This is a genomic window from Sphaerisporangium sp. NPDC051017 (genome assembly GCF_040683095.1).
Taxonomy (GTDB): Bacteria; Actinomycetota; Actinomycetes; order Streptosporangiales; family Streptosporangiaceae; genus Sphaerisporangium.
In genome coordinates, this window is sequence record NZ_JBFBCI010000035.1 from 1 (window position 1) to 15526 (window position 15526).

A 15526-nucleotide genomic window follows, 5' to 3' on the forward strand; every position below is an offset into this window, starting at 1 on the left:
CACCAGGGCACGAAGACGATTGGTGAATACCGGGCAGCTCGTTGTGCCTTGATTCTGTGTAACGCACAGGATCGCTAAGCCAATCAGAGACGCTCGTACGAGCTGCGCTTCGTCTTGGGCTTCCTCGACGCGATCCAGGACGCCGGGGCGGATCTCGAACGGTTCGCCGCCCGGCTCCCGCGGGACGGGGCGGCGGCCCTCGAATGGCGCGGCTACGCCACGGTGAACGCCGTCAAGACCCTCCTCGCGCACGGGAGAGCCCCGAGCTGAGCCGCGGCCACCCGCCATGGTGCGCGTGGTGGCGTACGGCGGCCCAAGAGGTTCGCAAGCAGGGCAGGCTTGGGCCGCCGTACGCACGCCCCGCATCCGCCGAGCGGGGCCGTGACCCATCGCCGCCCGCGTCGCCAGGTTCGCGATGAGCTCCCGTGTCTCACGAACCCGGACATACGCTGGCAATGGGCGAATTAATCGGCATTTCCCTCTACGAGGACCGCCGTACCCGAGGCGGGCGACGCCGTGAGCCGGTTCCCATTCAGCGGTCTCCTTCCTCGTGGACGTGGAACGCTTTGTCGTACCCGGCGAGTACGCTCGAATTACGATGAGTGAACGGCCGTCTCGCTTGTGGAGCGGTCTGGTCGATCTGGTGACCAGTTCACCAGAGTCGGGTCCACGGCGGGTTCACGAAGAATGAACCTCCCGTGCGGCACAATGTGGTCCCGGCGACCGGTGATCTTGACAGGAGGAGGACGCCTGGTCAGGATCGGACCCCCCTAACCGAAGCGGAGGCTGCGGTGGAATACCGGCTTCTCGGTCCCATGCGGGTCCGCGGCTCCACCGGCCAGGAGGTTTCCGTCCCCCGCCCGAAGCACCGTCAGGTTCTCGCGGCGCTGCTCTCGGCCGCGGGCAGGGTCGTCACGACGGACCACCTCATCGGCCACCTGTGGGACGACGCGCCGCCCCCTTCCGCGCGGGGCAACGTCAAGACCTACGTCTCGGCGCTGCGCAGGCTGCTGTCCCCGGACGATCCCGCGTCCGCGCCGATCGAGACCATCGGGGACGGCTACCGCATCGTCGTCGGGCCCGGGGAGCTCGACCTGCTGACCTTCGCCGATCTCGTCGCGCGGGGCCGCGAGGCGGTGAAGTCGGGTGATGTCCGCGAGGCCGGGGCGCTGTTCCAGCAGGCCCTGGAGCTGTGGCACGGCAGGGCGTTCGAGGGCATTCCCGTCACCGTGCGGCTCGCCGAGACCGTCACCCATGTCGAGGACGAACGGGTCGGCGCCTTCGAGGACTGGATCGAAACCCGTCTGGCCCTCGGGATGCACGCCGAGGTGATCGGCCGATTACGGCCATGGCTGAAGGACCACCCCCTGAGGGAACGGCCGTGGGGCCAGATGATGCTCGCGCTGGCCCGCGACGGCAGGCGGGCCGAAGCGCTGAGCACGTTCCAGCAGCTCAGGACGTGCCTCGTGGACGAGCTCGGAGTCGAGCCCGGCTTCCCGCTCCAGGAGTTGCACCGGCGCGTCCTCGCCGGGGACCCGGGCCTGTTCCCCGAGCCTCCCGCGCAGACCTCCGAGGCGGCGGGCGCCGCGGCGGACGACCGTCCCGGCGCCCCGGCCGGTGGGCAGGAAGAGGTCGTGACCGTCCCCAGGGAGCTGCCGTCCGACATCCCTTTCTTCGTCGGCCGGCAGAAGGAGATCCGCCGGCTGGAGTCCTGGCTGAACCCTCCGGGCGACGCGATCCCCAGCCCCGTGGTCGCCATCTGCGGTCCTCCCGGGTCCGGCAAGTCGGCGCTGGCGCTGCGTGTCGCCCACATGGTCGCCGGGCGGTTCCCCGACGGGCAGGTGTACGTGAACCTGCGCGGCGCCATGCCGGGCGTGCGGCGGCTCGACACCTCCGAGGTGCTCGGCCGCATTCTGCGCGCGTTCGGCACGCCCGGCCGCAGGGTGCCCTCGGACGTCGACGAGGCCTCGGCGGCGCTGCGCACCCTGCTGCACGGCAGGCGGGCGCTGATCCTCCTGGACGACGCCGCGTCGGTCGCCCAGGTGGGCCCGGTGGTCCCGATGACGTCCGGGTCGGTCGTGCTGCTCACCTCGCGCGAGAGCCTCGCCTACCTGGCGCCCGCGTCGCAGGTCAACCTGGGCCGCATGTCCCATCTGGAGGCCGCGACGATGCTCACCCGGCGGTTCCGGTCGGGGGGCGTCGAGTTCACCGAGGAGTCGGTACAGCGGCTGGTCCTCCTGTGCGACCGGCTTCCGCTGGCCCTGCACGTCGCCGGCGCGCGGCTGGCGAGCCGGTCGAACTGGTCGGCCGACACTCTCATCGAGCGGTTGCACAACGAGGGCCGGCGCCTGGACGAGCTGCACACCGGTGAGGGCGGCGTCCGTGGCAGCATCGCGGTCAGCTACGCCGCGCTCGCCGAGAGCGCGCAGGCGATCGACCGCGCGGCGGCCACGGCGTTCCGCCTGATGGGCACCGTCCGCGTCCCCGAGCTCGGGGTGGAGACCGTGGCCACGCTGCTGGACGTGCCTGCCCGCGAGGCCGAGCAGGCGATCGAGCGGCTCGCCGACGCCAACCTCATCGACAGCCCGGCCCCCGGCCGTTACACCATGCACGACCTGGTGAGGCTGTACGCGCAGGAACGCGCCGTCGGCACCGAGCCCCCGGAACGCCGGACGGAGGCCGTCCGCCGCGTGCTGGGCCTGTTCATCGCCACCGCCACCGCGGCCGCGCGGCTCGTCCATCCGCACCGCGTGCACGCGGCGACGCCCGACCTCCCGCAGGCTCCGCTGCCGCTCGCGGACGTGACCGAGGCCGAGCGCTGGCTGCACTACGAACAGCCCAACATGCTGGCGCTCATCGGCCAGACCTGGGACGCCGACGAGGTGACCGCAGCCCTCGCGGCCGCCCTCACCCTCGCGTTGCAATGGCACTTCTACACCAACGGCTACCGGGACGAATCGATGTCGACCGGGAGCATGGCCCTGGCGGTGACGCGACGGCTCGGCGATCGGCGCAACGAGGCGCACGCGCTGTCCATGCTCTACATGGCGTGCCAGCAGCTCCAGCGCGACGAGGAAGGGATCGCGTACATGCGCGCCGAGTTGAAGCTGAGCCGTGAGCTGGGCGACCTGTTCATCGAGCTTCGATCGCTCGGCAACCTGGCCGCGCGCCACATCGAAATGGATCTCTACGCCGAGGCGCTCGAGTACGGCCTGCAGCAGCTCGCCGTCGCCCGGCGCGCCGGCTCGGCGATCGGGGAACGGTACGCCCTCATGGTCGTCGGGCACGCGTACATCGATCTCGGCCGGATCGAAGACGCCGTGGTGCTGTTGCAGCGGGCCCGGGAGATGGCTGCCGAGGTGGGCGACGGCCTGCACGAGGCGATGGCTGTTCGTGGTCTCGGTGTGGCCCACCTCGCGCAGGGCGACGCCCTGACCGCCCGCATTTTGCTCCAGGCCGCGCTCGGCATGTACGGGCTGAAGGCGTGGAATCCGGAACGGGCGAGTACGCTCATCTTCCTGGCCCGGTGCAGCCGCCTGCTCGGAGACATGGACGAGGCGTTCGAGCACATCGCGAGAAGCCTTGAGGAGGCCCGCAGAAACGGGAACCCGCGCGAGGAGCGAAAGGCCCTGGACGAACAGGCCGAGATCTTCGCGGCCGCCGGGCTGAAGTCGGCGAAGGGCTCATGACCCCATCACGCTCGCCGTGGGGCGTTCACGGCACCTCGACCTGCCAGAACGCCCCGCACCCCTGCCCCCAGGCCCCGGCGGGCCGCTCCGCGTGCGGGTGCCCGCACTCGCAGAAGGCCGTCGCCAGTTCCCGGGCCCCGGCGGGGGACGCCGGCCGGGGGAGCATGCTCAGCTCGCGGGAGGCGGCGTAACGCCACGCGTAGGAGACGCGGACCTCGCAGCCTGGGCAGGTCCCGCTGAGCTCGATCCACCTCCCGTCCTCGGACGGTGTGACGGTGAACCTCGTCGTCACCAGCCCGTGGTCGACGAGCCGGTACGTCGCCGTGCGGTGCCGCCCGGCGGGCGCCGGTCCCGGTGGGCGGGAGGTCTCATTCACGCGTCCATCTCCTCGGTCATCCGAAATTCCGGCCGTCTTCGGTCCGATATAAACCGAAAATCGGTGCATATCACCGCAGTCTTTATCCGGTATCTAGTGGTTTGCCGCCCATTGTCCGCTACGCTGAATGTCGCGGCGCCGTCCGTCGGCAACCGTGCCGGACGCCAATGGGTGATTCAGCATGTTGCCACATACGGATAAATCCGGAAAGGTCATTCTTCCGATTCCCCATTGTTTCCCGGCGGTTCACATCGCCGTGACTTTCCCGCCCCCAGAGGCGGCCTGATCACGCCCTGGAAGACGGCCGCCGCGCCCGCCAGCGGAGCCAGGAAGTGCTCGGGGGACAGCGGGGACGGCGGGTCGAGCAGCAGGCGGATCGAGCCCGCCAGCAGGACCAGCCAGCCGACGATCATCACGAGCTGGCGCAGCAGGCTGGACGTGTGCCGTAGCAGGCCGGTCGTCGCCCGGACGACCGTGGAGGCGTCCTCCAGCCCGCGCACCAGTTTGTACCGCTTCGACCTCGCCACGCGGCCCACCTCCCACCAAAAAGATCAATTGATCGATCGGCGGGCTCGCTAGCGCAAGCAGTATCAACTTCTCGGCCGCCTCGCAACGCGGACAAGCGGCAGATGGCCATTTCTTCGAAGATGCGTTCGAATCATGGTGTGGGCGATGCTGTCGATGGGCTTATGCGGTCACGGCTACGCTGCGGGCATGCACGCCTCTCCGCCGCCCCCGGCCGCCGTCGTCGCGCCGGCGTTCTCCCCCCGGCTGATCCGCATGGAGATCATCGTGGTCTTCGCGGTGTCGCTGGGCGCCAGCGGCCTGCGCGCGCTGGTGTCCCTGATCGGCTCGCTGAGCGCCCCGCGGGCGCTGAGCGGGCAGCAGGCCGTCCTCGTCGGCACGCGGGCCCCCGGCCGGCCGTGGTTCGACCTCGCGCTCCAACTCGTCGACCTCGCCCTCGACCTGGCGCCCGTCGCCCTCGTCGCCTATCTGCTCGCCCGCTCCGCCGGGTCGCTGCGGACCATCGGCGTGGACGCCCGCGAACCGGGCAGGGACGTGCTGCGCGGCGCCGTCCTCGCGGCCGTGGTCGGCGGCACCGGGCTGGTCTTCTACCTCATCGCCTTCGGCGCGGGCGTCAACCTCGACGTCGTGCCGGACGCGCTCCCGGACACGTGGTGGCGCGTCCCCGTCCTGCTGCTCGCCGCCGCGCAGAACGGCGTGCTGGAGGAGGTGATCGTCGCCGGATACCTGCTGCACCGGCTGGCCGAGCTGCGCTGGCGGCCGTGGCACGCGGTCGCGGTGTCGTCGCTGATCCGCGGGTCCTACCACCTGTACCAGGGCTTCGGAGGTTTCATCGGCAACGTCGCGATGGGGCTGTTGTTCGGGCGTCTGTACCAGAAGTGGGGGCGGGCGATGCCGCTGGTCGTCGCGCACACGCTGATCGACGCCGTCGCCTTCGTCGGCTATGGCATCCTGCGGGGCCGTGTCTCCTGGCTGCCGTAAAGGCGGTCGTCTCTTCCGCTTGCCGTAAAGGCCCCGCGGGCGAGGGGGCGGCGGACGGCGCAGAGGAGCGAGGGGTGTGGCGCAAAGCACGTCCAAGCCGGTCCTCGCGTGCCGAGGGCCAGGACGGCGTGGGATCGGCCGTGGGTCGGGTGGTGGCGCGGCGAGCCGTCCTCACCTCCTGAGGGGCGCGGCGGGGTGGGTTCGCCCGTTCCGTCGGTCGGTCGTGGGTTGTACGGAAGCACAATGGATCGGATCGGATTCGTCGCGGAGACCGAAGTTGCCGCGCCGGACGGTGCCTAGTGTTCGGTCATGCCTCGCCTCTCCCTCAGCGACCTCTACAGGATCGCGGTGCCAGGAGACCCCCGGCTGTGCCCCGACGGGAGCACCGTGGCCTACACGGTCGCCACCTCCGAGCTCGGACACTTCCTGAAGACGTATGAGTGCCGTGACGACATCGCGGAGCAGTCCCCGCTGACGCACGTGGCCCGGGTGACCACGCCGACGCTGCTCCTCCACGGCGAGGACGACGACCTGTGCCCCGTCGGCCAGGCCGAGCAGTGGTTCACCGCGTTGCGCGCGCAGGGGGTGCCGGTCCGGATGGTCCGCTACCCGGGCGCGTCCCACCTGTTCATTCTCAACGGCCGCCCGTCCCATCGGGTGGACTACAACGAAAGGATCGTCGAGTGGCTGGAGCAGTGGATCCCGGTCGGTGGCACGCCCGCCTCGCGGAGCTGATCGCCGAATACGAGGTTCCGGGCGCGAACCTCGCCTTCCTGCACGGGGGAGAGGTGCACGAGTTCGCCGCCGGCGTGCTCAACGTGGACACAGGGGTGGAGGTGACCACCGACTCCCTCTTCCAGATCGGCTCGGTCAGCAAGGTCTGGACGGCCACACAGATCATGCTCATGGTCGAGGCGGGACGGCTGACGCTCGACACCCCGGTCATCGAGGTGCTGCCGGAGTTCAAGGTCGCCGACCCGGAGGTGACCAAGACCGTCACGATCAGGCACCTTCTCTCGCACACCTCCGGCATCGACGGGGACCTGTTCCTCGACACCGGCCGGGGTGACGACTGCGTGGAGAAGTACGTGCAGGCGTGCGCCGACCTCGCGCAGAACCACCCCCTCGGCGCCACCCAGTCGTACTGCAACTCGGGATTCATCATCGCCGGGCGCGTCGTGGAGCGCCTCACCGGCAAGGTCTGGGACGCGGCGCTGCGTGAGCAGATCATCGAGCCGCTCGGCCTGACCCACACCTGGACCCTGCCGGAGGACGTCCTGCGCTTCCGCGGCGCGATGGGGCACGTCGACGGCAGGCCCGCCCCCGCCTGGGGCCTGATGCGCTCCTGCGGCCCGGCCGGGCTGATCTGCGCCCGGCCCGCCGATGTGGTGGCCTTCGCCCGCGCCCACCTCGGCACCGGGCTGCTCGCCGACCCCCGGGCGATGTGGGAGCCGCAGGCGGACATCCCGAACCCGCACACCCTGGGCAAGCAGTGGGGCATCGGCTGGATCCTGGACGAGTGGCAGGGCCGCCGCGTCGTCTCTCACGCCGGCAACACCATCGGCCAGGCCGCCATGCTCTGGATGGTCCCCGAGACCGAGACGGTGGTCTGCCTGCTGGCCAACGGCGGCCACACCGCCGCCTTCCAGCACGCGGTCGCCACCGAGCTCTTCGACCAGCTCATCGGCCTGGCCGTGCCTCCTGTGCTCGGACCGCCCGCCGAGCCGTTCGAGACCGACGTCGAGCGGTACGCGGGGGTGTACGAGCGGGCGGGCAGCCGGATGACGCTGACGGTCCGCGACGGCAGGCTCTCGCTTCTCAGCGAGGCCACCGGCGCCCTCGCCGGGTTGCAGCCGCCCGTGGAGTTCGACCTCGTCCCCGTGGACGACACCACCTTCGTCGGCCGCCCGGAGGGGGAGCCGCAGTGGATGTCTGCCGTCTTCTACGAGCTCGCCGACGGCTCGCCGTACGTCCACCTCGGCGTGCGTGCCACACCCAAGATCGCCTGAGGAGCCGGAGGAGGGCGGGCACCAGACTGCCGGGCGCTGCCGAGTGCCTGACACTGCGGCGATTGGTCGCTTGAGCGAATAATGTCAATTTATGTCCACTATCGTACGCAGATGAGCGATCGGCCGCGTGCCAGCCTCCGGCGCATCCTTGAGGACCTGGGGAGCACCGTGCTCGACGTGGCCGCCTCGCCCGGGGAACTCGACACCGAGGTCACCGGCGTACACATCTACGACCCCCTCGACGAGCTGCTCCTGCCCGCGGGGGGCGTCCTGCTCGCCGTCGGGGTCGACCGCCCCGATCAGGTCTGCGCTCTGCTCGACGCGGCCGGCCCGGCGGCGGGCGTCATCGTCAAGCAGCCGTTCGACGCCGACGACCGCGTCCGCGCGAAGGTCCGCCAGACCGGGGTGGCGGTGCTGGGCCTCACCAGGGCCGCGTCGTGGGCGCAGGTGGCCGCACTGCTGCGCTCCCTGCTGGCCGAGGGCGACGTCACAGGCTCGGAGGAGGCCCCGATCGACGACCTGTTCGCGCTGGCCAACGCCGTGTGCGCGCTGCTCGACGCCCCGATCACCATCGAGGACCGGTCCTCACGGGTGCTGGCGTACTCCGGGCGGCAGGACGAGGCCGATGCGGGCAGGGTCGAGACCGTGCTCCGCCGCCAGGTGCCGGTACGGTACCGGCGGATGCTGGAGGAGCGCGGCTTCTTCCGGGAGCTCTACCAGAGCCGAGAGCCGGTCTACATAGAGCTGAACGACGACAGCCTCAACCGGGCGGCGGTCGCCGTGCGCTCGGGCGACGAGATCCTCGGCTCCATCTGGGCCGCGGTGCGGGAGCCGCTGAGCCCGCAGCGCCGGCAGGCGCTCGCCGACGCCGCCGCGATCGTCGCGCTGCACCTGCTGCGGCAGCGGGCCGGGGCCGACACCCGGCGGCGGCTGCGGGCCGACCTGCTGTCGACCGTTCTCGCGGGCGGCGGGGACGCTGCCGAGGCCGCGGGCAGGCTCGGCGTCGCGAGCGAGCGGCTCTGCGTGCTCGCCGCCCAGCTCAGCGGCGGCGGCGACCTCGACGCCGCACGCAGGGAAAGCGACGGGCAGCGGTTCTGCGACGCGCTCGCCCTGCACGTCGGCGCCATCCATCCCAAGGCGGCCGCCGCGGTGGTCGGCTCGGTGGCCTACGCCATCCTGCCCATGCACGGGAGCGGCGAGGAGGAGGCGCGGGCCGTGCGGGTCGCCGAAAGCTTCCTCACCCGCGTCGGCCCCCGCCACGCGGCCAACATCGGCGTGGGGCGGATGGCGCGCAACCTGGCGGAGGTGGCGAGGTCCCGGGCCGACGCCGACCGCGCGTTGCGGGTGCTGCGCGCCCGCGAGGCGTCCGGCGCGGTCGCCGGATACACCGGCGTCCACTTCGAGTCGCTGCTGCTTCAGCTCGCAGACCTGGTGCAGGCCGAGGAACAGACGCCCACGGGGCCGTACGAGCGGCTGCTCGCCTACGACGCCGAGCACGGCAGCGAGCTGGCCGCCACCCTCCGGGCGTACCTGGACGCCTTCGGCGACGTCAACGCCGCCTCGGCGACGGTGCACGTCCACGCCAACACCTTCCGCTACCGGTTGAAGCGGCTCATCGAGATCAGCGGCCTGGACATGGCCGACCCCGACGCACGGCTGGCCGCGATGCTCCAGATGCGGATCTTCGGGCGATAGTACGACGAGCCCTCCACTTTTCGTCGGCGGGGACGAAGAAGGATCGCCGGGAACCGGCGAATGTGGGGCATCACCCCAGCTCCCTGGAGTCTTGATGAGAAACACAGGAGCGGCGGCCATGCTCGGCGCCCTCAGTCTGTTCGCGGCCGCATGCGGAGGTGCGGAGGGCACCCGGTCAGGCGGCCCCGCCGAAGGCGGCACCTTCACCTTCGCGATCGGCGCAGACCCCGGTGCGCTCGACCCGGCCATGGGCGTGCTGTCGGTCACCAACACCGTGCTGTCGATGGCCTACGACACCCTCGTCCACTACGGGCCCGATGGGAAGATCGTCCCCGGACTGGCCGAGAAGTGGGACGTCAAGCCCGACTCGGTCACCTTCACGCTTCGCAAGGACGTCACCTGCTCCGACGGCTCGAAGCTCACCCCCGCCGACGTGGCCGAGAACGTCAACCACATCGCCGACCCGGCCACCAAGTCGCCCATCTACGGCGTGTTCGTCCCAATCGGGATGAAGGCCGAGGCGGACGAGGCGGCGGGAACGGTGACGCTGTCCACCCCGAAGCCGTTCAGCTTCATCCTGGAGAGCGCGCCTGTGATCTTCGTCGTCTGCGGTAAAGGGGTCAAGGACCGCTCGGTGCTGGCCCACGGCACCTCCGGCTCCGGGGCCTACAAGCTCACCGAGGCGGTGCCGAGCGACCACTACACGTTCCAGGTGCGCGAGGACTACGCCTGGGGGCCCGGCGGCGCCACCACCAAGAACCCCGGCCAGCCGGCCAAGGTCGTGCTGAAGGTCGTGCCGAACGAGCAGACCACGGCCAACCTGCTGATCTCCGGCGGCCTCAACGGCGGGGTCGTCTACGGCCCCGACCGCGCGCGGCTGGAGGCCCTTCCGGGCATCGGCAAGACCGTCATATCGGCCGGTAACGGGCAGTTCTTCTACCATCAGGGTGACGACCGTCCCACCAAGGACCCGGCGGTGCGCAAGGCGCTCACTCAGGCGGTCAACCTCAAGGAGCTCGCCGGGATCTCCTCGAGCGGAACCGGGCGCCCCGCTACCGGGCTGGTGCAGGAACCACGGCCCTGCCAAGGCGACACCGTCGCCGGTCACGTCCCCGCCTTCGACGAGGCCGCCGCGTCCGCGGCGCTGGACGCCGCCGGCTGGAAGGCCGGTCCCGACGGCGTCCGCGTCAAGGACGGTCACAAGCTCACCCTGCGCCTGCTGTACGCCACCACCAGAGGCGCGGGCGTGCAGGCCGCGGCCGAGTACCTGGCGGCGGCGTGGAAGAAGGCGGGCGTAGACGTCACGCTGAACGGCGTCATCGACACCAAGATGGCGGAGTCGCTCAACGTCACCCAGGACTGGGACGTCGCCTGGCTGCCGATCGGTGTCACGCTGCCCTCCCAGCTCGTCGGGTTCCTGTCGGGACCGGCCGCGCCGAAGGGCGCCAACTTCGCCCACCTGGCCAACGCCCGCTACGAGAAGCTCGTGGCCGAGGCCGCGCTCACGCCGGCCGCGGAGGGCTGCAAGCTCTGGCTGGAGTCGGAGTCGGCGTTGTTCGACAACGCCGACCTGATCCCGGTCGTGGAGAACACCGCGCTGATCGCGGCCAAGAACGCCACGTTCGACATGACGGCGGGCCTGTTCGCGCCCACCTCGATCCGGCTGGCCGAGGGAGGCTGAATGGCCGAGCCGACCCGCCCGCCCGCCGCGGGCCCGCGGCGGGCGCTCGCCGGACGGGTGCGCGGCGGGCTCGTGCTGCGGCGCGTCGTCCGGTTCGCCATCTCGCTCGCGGTGCTCCTCGTCGCGTCCTTCGGGATGATCCACCTGATCCCCGGCGACCCCGTGCGCGCCTCGCTCGGCCCGGCCGCGCCGGTCGAGCTGGTCGAGGCCAGGCGCGAGGCGCTCGGGCTCGACCAGCCGATCCTGTCCCAGCTCGTGTCCTACGTCCGCCACGTGCTCGGCGGGGACTTCGGCACGTCGTTCCTCAGCGGGGAGCCGGTCGGCGACATCATCGCCGCCCGGCTGCCCAACACCGTCGCGCTCGCCCTGAGCGCGACCGTCGTGGCACTTCTCGCGGCGGTGCCGCTCGGCATGTGGGCCGCGATCCGCACCGAGAACGGCCGCAACAGGGGCACCGAGGTGACGTTCACCTCGGCGACCGGCGCGGCCGTCGCGGTGCCGGAGTTCCTCTACTCGATCGCCCTGGTGACGGTGTTCGCGATCGGGCTCGGCTGGCTCCCGCCCGCGGGCAAGGCAGGGCCCGAGTCCTACCTCCTGCCGATCGCCGCCCTGGCCATCGCGCCCATGGCGATGATCGCCAGGATCTCCCGCGTGGAGACCCTGCGCGAGCTCGGCACCGACTACATCAGGCTCGCGCGTGCCAAGCGACTGCCGACCGCCCGTCTATACCTCAGGCACGTGCTGCCCAACACGCTCACCGCGACCCTGACCGTGGGCGGGCTGCTGCTGACCGGCCTGATCGCCGGGAGCGTGCTGGTGGAGTACGTCTTCGCCTGGCCGGGCCTCGGGCTCCGGGTCGTGGAGTCCATCACCCAGAAGGACTATCCGGTCGCCCAGGGCGTGATCCTCGTCTACGGCGCGATCGTGCTGGTGGTGAACCTCCTCGTCGATCTGCTGCTCGGCCTGCTCGACCCCACCTCCGCGCTGAAGGAGACCTGATGCGGCACCCGCTGCGGACCTCGGCCGGGCTCGCCGGGGCGGTCCTGGTCGCGCTCATGGTGATCCTCGCGATCATCGGGCCGCCGATCTGGGGCGCCACCGCCGAGCGCATCGACTCCGCGGCCATCCTCCAGGGGGCATCGGCCGCGCACCCGCTCGGCACCGACAACCTGGGCCGCGACATCCTCGCCCGGGTGCTCGTCGCGGGACGGCTCTCGCTCACCCTCGCCCTGCTGGCCACGCTCATCGGCGCGGGGGCGGGCACCGTGCTCGGCGCGCTCCCCTCGGTGCTGCCCCGCCGCTTGGGACGCCTGGTCACCGGCACGGTCAACGCGCTGGTCGCCTTCCCCGGCCTGCTGCTCTCGATGTTCATCGCGGTGGTCACCGGGCTCGGCGCGCGAGGGGCGGTGCTCGGCATCGGCGCCGCCATCGCCCCGGGCTTCGCCCGGCTCACCCAGACGCTCGCGGCCTCGGTCGCCAAGGCCGACTACGTGGCCGCCGCCCGCATGCTCCGCGTCCCACGCCGGCGCGTCATGACACGGCACATCCTGCCCAACATCGCCGAACCCCTGATACTCAACCTCACCCAGGCGCTGGGCGGCGCGCTCCTCGCGCTCGCCGGGATGTCCTTCCTCGGCCTCGGCGTGCAGCCGCCGTCGTTCGACTGGGGACGGCTGCTCTTCGACGGCTTCAGCCGGATCTACGCCACCCCGGCCGTCGCCCTCGGCCCCGCCGTCGCGGTCGCCCTCGCGGGCATCGGGTTCAACCTGCTCGGGGACGCCCTGGCGAACGCGGCGTCGCGCAAACCGACCCCGGCGCGCAAGGCCCGGCTCCGGGCCGCTCCCGATACCACCGGCCTCGGCGAACCCGCCCCCGAGGCGGTGCTGGAGGTGCGGGACCTGACCGTCGCCTTCCCCGGCGGCGTGACGCCGGTGCGCGGCCTGTCGCTGACCATCGCGCCCGGCGAGATCATCGGCCTGGTGGGCGAGTCGGGCAGCGGGAAGAGCCTGACCGCCTCGGCGATCGGCGGGCTGGTCCCGTACCCGGGCGAGGTGAGCGCGGGACGGCTGCGGCTGTGCGGAGCCGATGTGCGCGAGCTGCCGGAGGCCGAGCGCCGCAAGCTGCTCGGAACGTCGCTGGCGATGGTCTTCCAGGACCCGATGGCCTCGCTCAACCCGGCGCTGAAAGTCGGCGGGCAGCTCGCCGAGGTGGCGACGGTCCACCAGGGCGCGAGCCGCGCCGAGGCCAGGGGCAGGGCGCTGGACCGGCTCGGGCACGTTCACATCCCGGAGCCCGCCAGGAGGGCCCGCCAGCACCCGCACGAGCTGTCCGGCGGCATGCGGCAGCGCGTGGTGATCGCGATGGGCCTGATGGGCTCGCCCCGGCTGATCATCGCCGACGAGCCGACCACCGCCCTCGACGTGACCGTGCAGCGGCAGATACTCCGGCTGCTGCGCGAGGTGACCGACGAGACCGGCGCGGCGACCCTGTTCATCTCCCATGACATCGCCGTGGTCGGAGAACTGTGCGACCGGGTCGTGGTGATGTACGCGGGGCGCGTGGTCGAGGAACTGCCCGTGGAGGAGCTGGCCTCCGGAGCCGCGCACCCCTACACCCGCGCGCTGGTCGCCTCGCTGCCCGACATGGAGACCGACAGGTCACGGCCGCTGGCGAGCATCCCGGGCCGCCAGCCGTCGCCCGCCGAGCTCGCCGAGGCAGACGGGACCGCCGGGGGCTGCGCCTTCGCGGCCCGCTGCGAGCTGGCCACCGCCCGGTGCGCGCAGCGCCCACCCCTGGTCGATCACGGCAAGGCGCACCGCGTCGCCTGCTGGGAGGCTTGATGATCATCAAGAACCTGACCGTACGGTTCGGCGCGTTCACCGCCGTCGACGACGTCACACTGGAGATCCCCTCCGGGGCGATCGTCGGCCTGGTGGGGGAGTCGGGGTCGGGCAAGTCCACACTCGCGAGGGCGGTGGCCGGCCTTGTGCCGTACACCGGCGCCGTCGAGGGATGCGATCAGCGGCGGGTGCAGATGGTCTTCCAGGACCCCCAGGCCTCCCTCGACCCGCGCATGACCGTGGGCGCGTCGGTGGCCGAGGGGCTGCGCCTGCCGAGGGCCGCCCGCCAGGCGGAGGTGGAGCGGCTGCTGTCGCTGGTATCGCTGCCCGCCGCGCTGGCGGGGCGCTACCCTCGCGAGCTGTCCGGAGGCCAGCGCCAGCGGGTGGCGATCGCACGGGCGCTCTGCGCCAGGCCCGAGGTGCTGGTCGCCGACGAGATCACCTCGGCCCTGGACGTGTCCGTCCAGGGCGCGGTGCTCAACCTGGTCCGCTCGCTGCGCGAGGAACTGGGGTTCTCGATGCTGTTCATCTCCCACAACCTCGCCGTGGTCCGGTACGTCTCCGACGTCGTCGCGGTGATGCACCGGGGCAGGCTGGTCGAGATGGGGCCGACCGAGGACGTGGTGGGCACGCCCAAGGACGGCTACACCCGCTCCCTCATCGACGCGGTTCCCCGCCTCGGCCGAAGCTGAGGCGGCGCCGGGCGGCCACCCGGCCCGCATGTGCGCCGGCGGCCGGTCCTGGAATTCCGGGGCCGGTCGCCGGCGTGTTCGGCCCCTGCCCGTCCGGCGGGCTCGCTTGCTCTCCGGCGTAGTGACCTCTACCTCACGGTTACCCTGACCGGTCCTGTCAGTCAGGGCAATTCCCGCGATAGGTGAGTACGGTGTGACCGTGGAGGATAGCGAGCTCGGCCGTCGCCGTGCCCTGCAGGCTCTCGGTGCGTTGACTCTCGCTTCCCTGATCGTGGGTGACGCTGTGACGACGCCCGCCGTCCCGCCCGTCGCCGGGCGCACCTTGGCGCGTAAGCCCGCGGCGAAACGCCCGCGTCACGCCAAGCCGCCCTCGGAGTGGACGCCGTCGCACCTGAAGGCCCACCACCAGCCCGTGCACAGCCTGATCGACCTCACGCCCGCCGCGCCGGGCAACGCCATCGCGCTCACCATCGACGATGGCCCCCACCCGGAGTGGACGCCGAAGATGCTCGACCTGCTGGACGAGCACGACGTGCGGGCGACGTTCTCGCTCATCGGCATCCAGGTGAAGCGGTATCCGCGGCTGGCCGAGCGCATCGTCCAGGCCGGGCACCAGCTCTGCAACCACACCATGCACCACCCGATCCCGTTCAACCGGCTGCCGGGCAAGCGCATCACGTCCGAGATCGTGGAGGCGCAGGAGCGCATCTCGGACGCCACGGGCGTCGCCGCGCGGTTCTTCCGCTCGCCGGGCGGCTCGTGGTCGCGCCGGGTGGTCCACACGGCGGACGACCACGGCATGATCCCGATCGACTGGAACGTCGACCCCCGCGACTGGTCGCGTCCGGGTACGCGGCACATCACCCAGAGCATGCTGGCCTGCCGGCCGGGCGCGATCCTGCTGTGCCACGACGGCGGCGGCGACCGTTCGGAGACGCTGAAGGCCCTGCGCACGGTGATCCCGCGGCTGAAGCGGCGCGGGCTCACGTTCGTCGCGCTCTGACGCGTTCCCCCTGGCCCGGACGGCGCCCGGCTGAC

Annotated in this window: 13 protein-coding genes; 11 read left to right on the forward strand and 2 right to left on the reverse strand. The window is 71.6% G+C overall.

Going from position 1 to position 15526, the window contains the following annotated elements:
- The first annotated feature begins 114 nt into the window (after positions 1-114).
- Together AB0M95_RS25145 and AB0M95_RS25150 are read left to right on the forward strand one after the other, a co-directional pair.
- Positions 115-270, forward strand: coding sequence for a hypothetical protein (locus tag AB0M95_RS25145; RefSeq protein WP_363769114.1), 156 nt, complete (start codon positions 115-117; stop codon positions 268-270).
- A gap of 521 nt (positions 271-791) precedes the next feature.
- Positions 792-3689, forward strand: a complete 2898-nt coding sequence (locus AB0M95_RS25150) for a BTAD domain-containing putative transcriptional regulator (protein WP_363769117.1) — start codon at positions 792-794, stop codon at positions 3687-3689.
- A gap of 25 nt (positions 3690-3714) precedes the next feature.
- Here AB0M95_RS25150 and AB0M95_RS25155 read toward each other — a convergent pair whose 3' ends face one another.
- A complete protein-coding gene (locus tag AB0M95_RS25155) occupies positions 3715-4065 on the reverse strand; it encodes a hypothetical protein (protein WP_358518190.1) in 351 nt (116 codons plus the stop codon).
- Positions 4066-4277: 212 nt separating this feature from the next.
- Positions 4278-4592 (reverse strand): hypothetical protein, encoded by a 315-nt coding sequence (locus AB0M95_RS25160; protein WP_363769120.1) that lies wholly within the window; start codon positions 4590-4592, stop codon positions 4278-4280.
- A gap of 187 nt (positions 4593-4779) precedes the next feature.
- Between AB0M95_RS25160 and AB0M95_RS25165 the strand changes: the two genes are divergently transcribed.
- The 9 genes from AB0M95_RS25165 (at position 4780) to AB0M95_RS25205 (ending at position 15491) form a co-directional block, all read left to right on the forward strand.
- Positions 4780-5571 (forward strand): CPBP family intramembrane glutamic endopeptidase, encoded by a 792-nt coding sequence (locus AB0M95_RS25165; RefSeq protein ID WP_363769123.1) that lies wholly within the window; start codon positions 4780-4782, stop codon positions 5569-5571.
- Between the two features lie 309 nt (positions 5572-5880).
- Positions 5881-6306, forward strand: a complete 426-nt coding sequence (locus AB0M95_RS25170) for a prolyl oligopeptidase family serine peptidase (RefSeq protein WP_363769126.1) — start codon at positions 5881-5883, stop codon at positions 6304-6306.
- Positions 6255-7580: a serine hydrolase gene (locus AB0M95_RS25175; RefSeq protein WP_363769129.1), complete on the forward strand. Its 1326-nt coding sequence runs from the start codon at positions 6255-6257 to the stop codon at positions 7578-7580. The genes AB0M95_RS25170 and AB0M95_RS25175 overlap by 52 nt, the downstream gene beginning before the upstream one ends.
- A 111-nt stretch (positions 7581-7691) precedes the next feature.
- Positions 7692-9275, forward strand: a complete 1584-nt coding sequence (locus AB0M95_RS25180; RefSeq protein WP_363769132.1) for a helix-turn-helix domain-containing protein — start codon at positions 7692-7694, stop codon at positions 9273-9275.
- A gap of 94 nt (positions 9276-9369) precedes the next feature.
- The gene (locus tag AB0M95_RS25185) at positions 9370-10956 is read left to right on the forward strand and encodes an ABC transporter substrate-binding protein (RefSeq protein WP_363769135.1); all 1587 of its coding nucleotides are present in this window, start codon (positions 9370-9372) and stop codon (positions 10954-10956) included.
- Positions 10957-11955, forward strand: a complete 999-nt coding sequence (locus AB0M95_RS25190; RefSeq protein ID WP_363769138.1) for an ABC transporter permease — start codon at positions 10957-10959, stop codon at positions 11953-11955.
- Positions 11955-13796 carry a dipeptide/oligopeptide/nickel ABC transporter permease/ATP-binding protein gene (locus AB0M95_RS25195; RefSeq protein WP_363769141.1) on the forward strand — a complete coding sequence of 614 codons (1842 nt, stop codon included), beginning with the start codon at positions 11955-11957 and terminating at the stop codon, positions 13794-13796. Before AB0M95_RS25190 ends, AB0M95_RS25195 begins: the two co-directional genes overlap by 1 nt.
- On the forward strand, positions 13796-14488 hold the full coding sequence (locus tag AB0M95_RS25200) for an ATP-binding cassette domain-containing protein (protein ID WP_363769144.1): 693 nt from the start codon (positions 13796-13798) through the stop codon (positions 14486-14488). Before AB0M95_RS25195 ends, AB0M95_RS25200 begins: the two co-directional genes overlap by 1 nt.
- Positions 14489-14687: 199 nt before the next feature.
- Positions 14688-15491: a polysaccharide deacetylase family protein gene (locus AB0M95_RS25205; protein ID WP_363769147.1), complete on the forward strand. Its 804-nt coding sequence runs from the start codon at positions 14688-14690 to the stop codon at positions 15489-15491.
- The last annotated feature ends 35 nt before the right edge of the window (positions 15492-15526 follow it).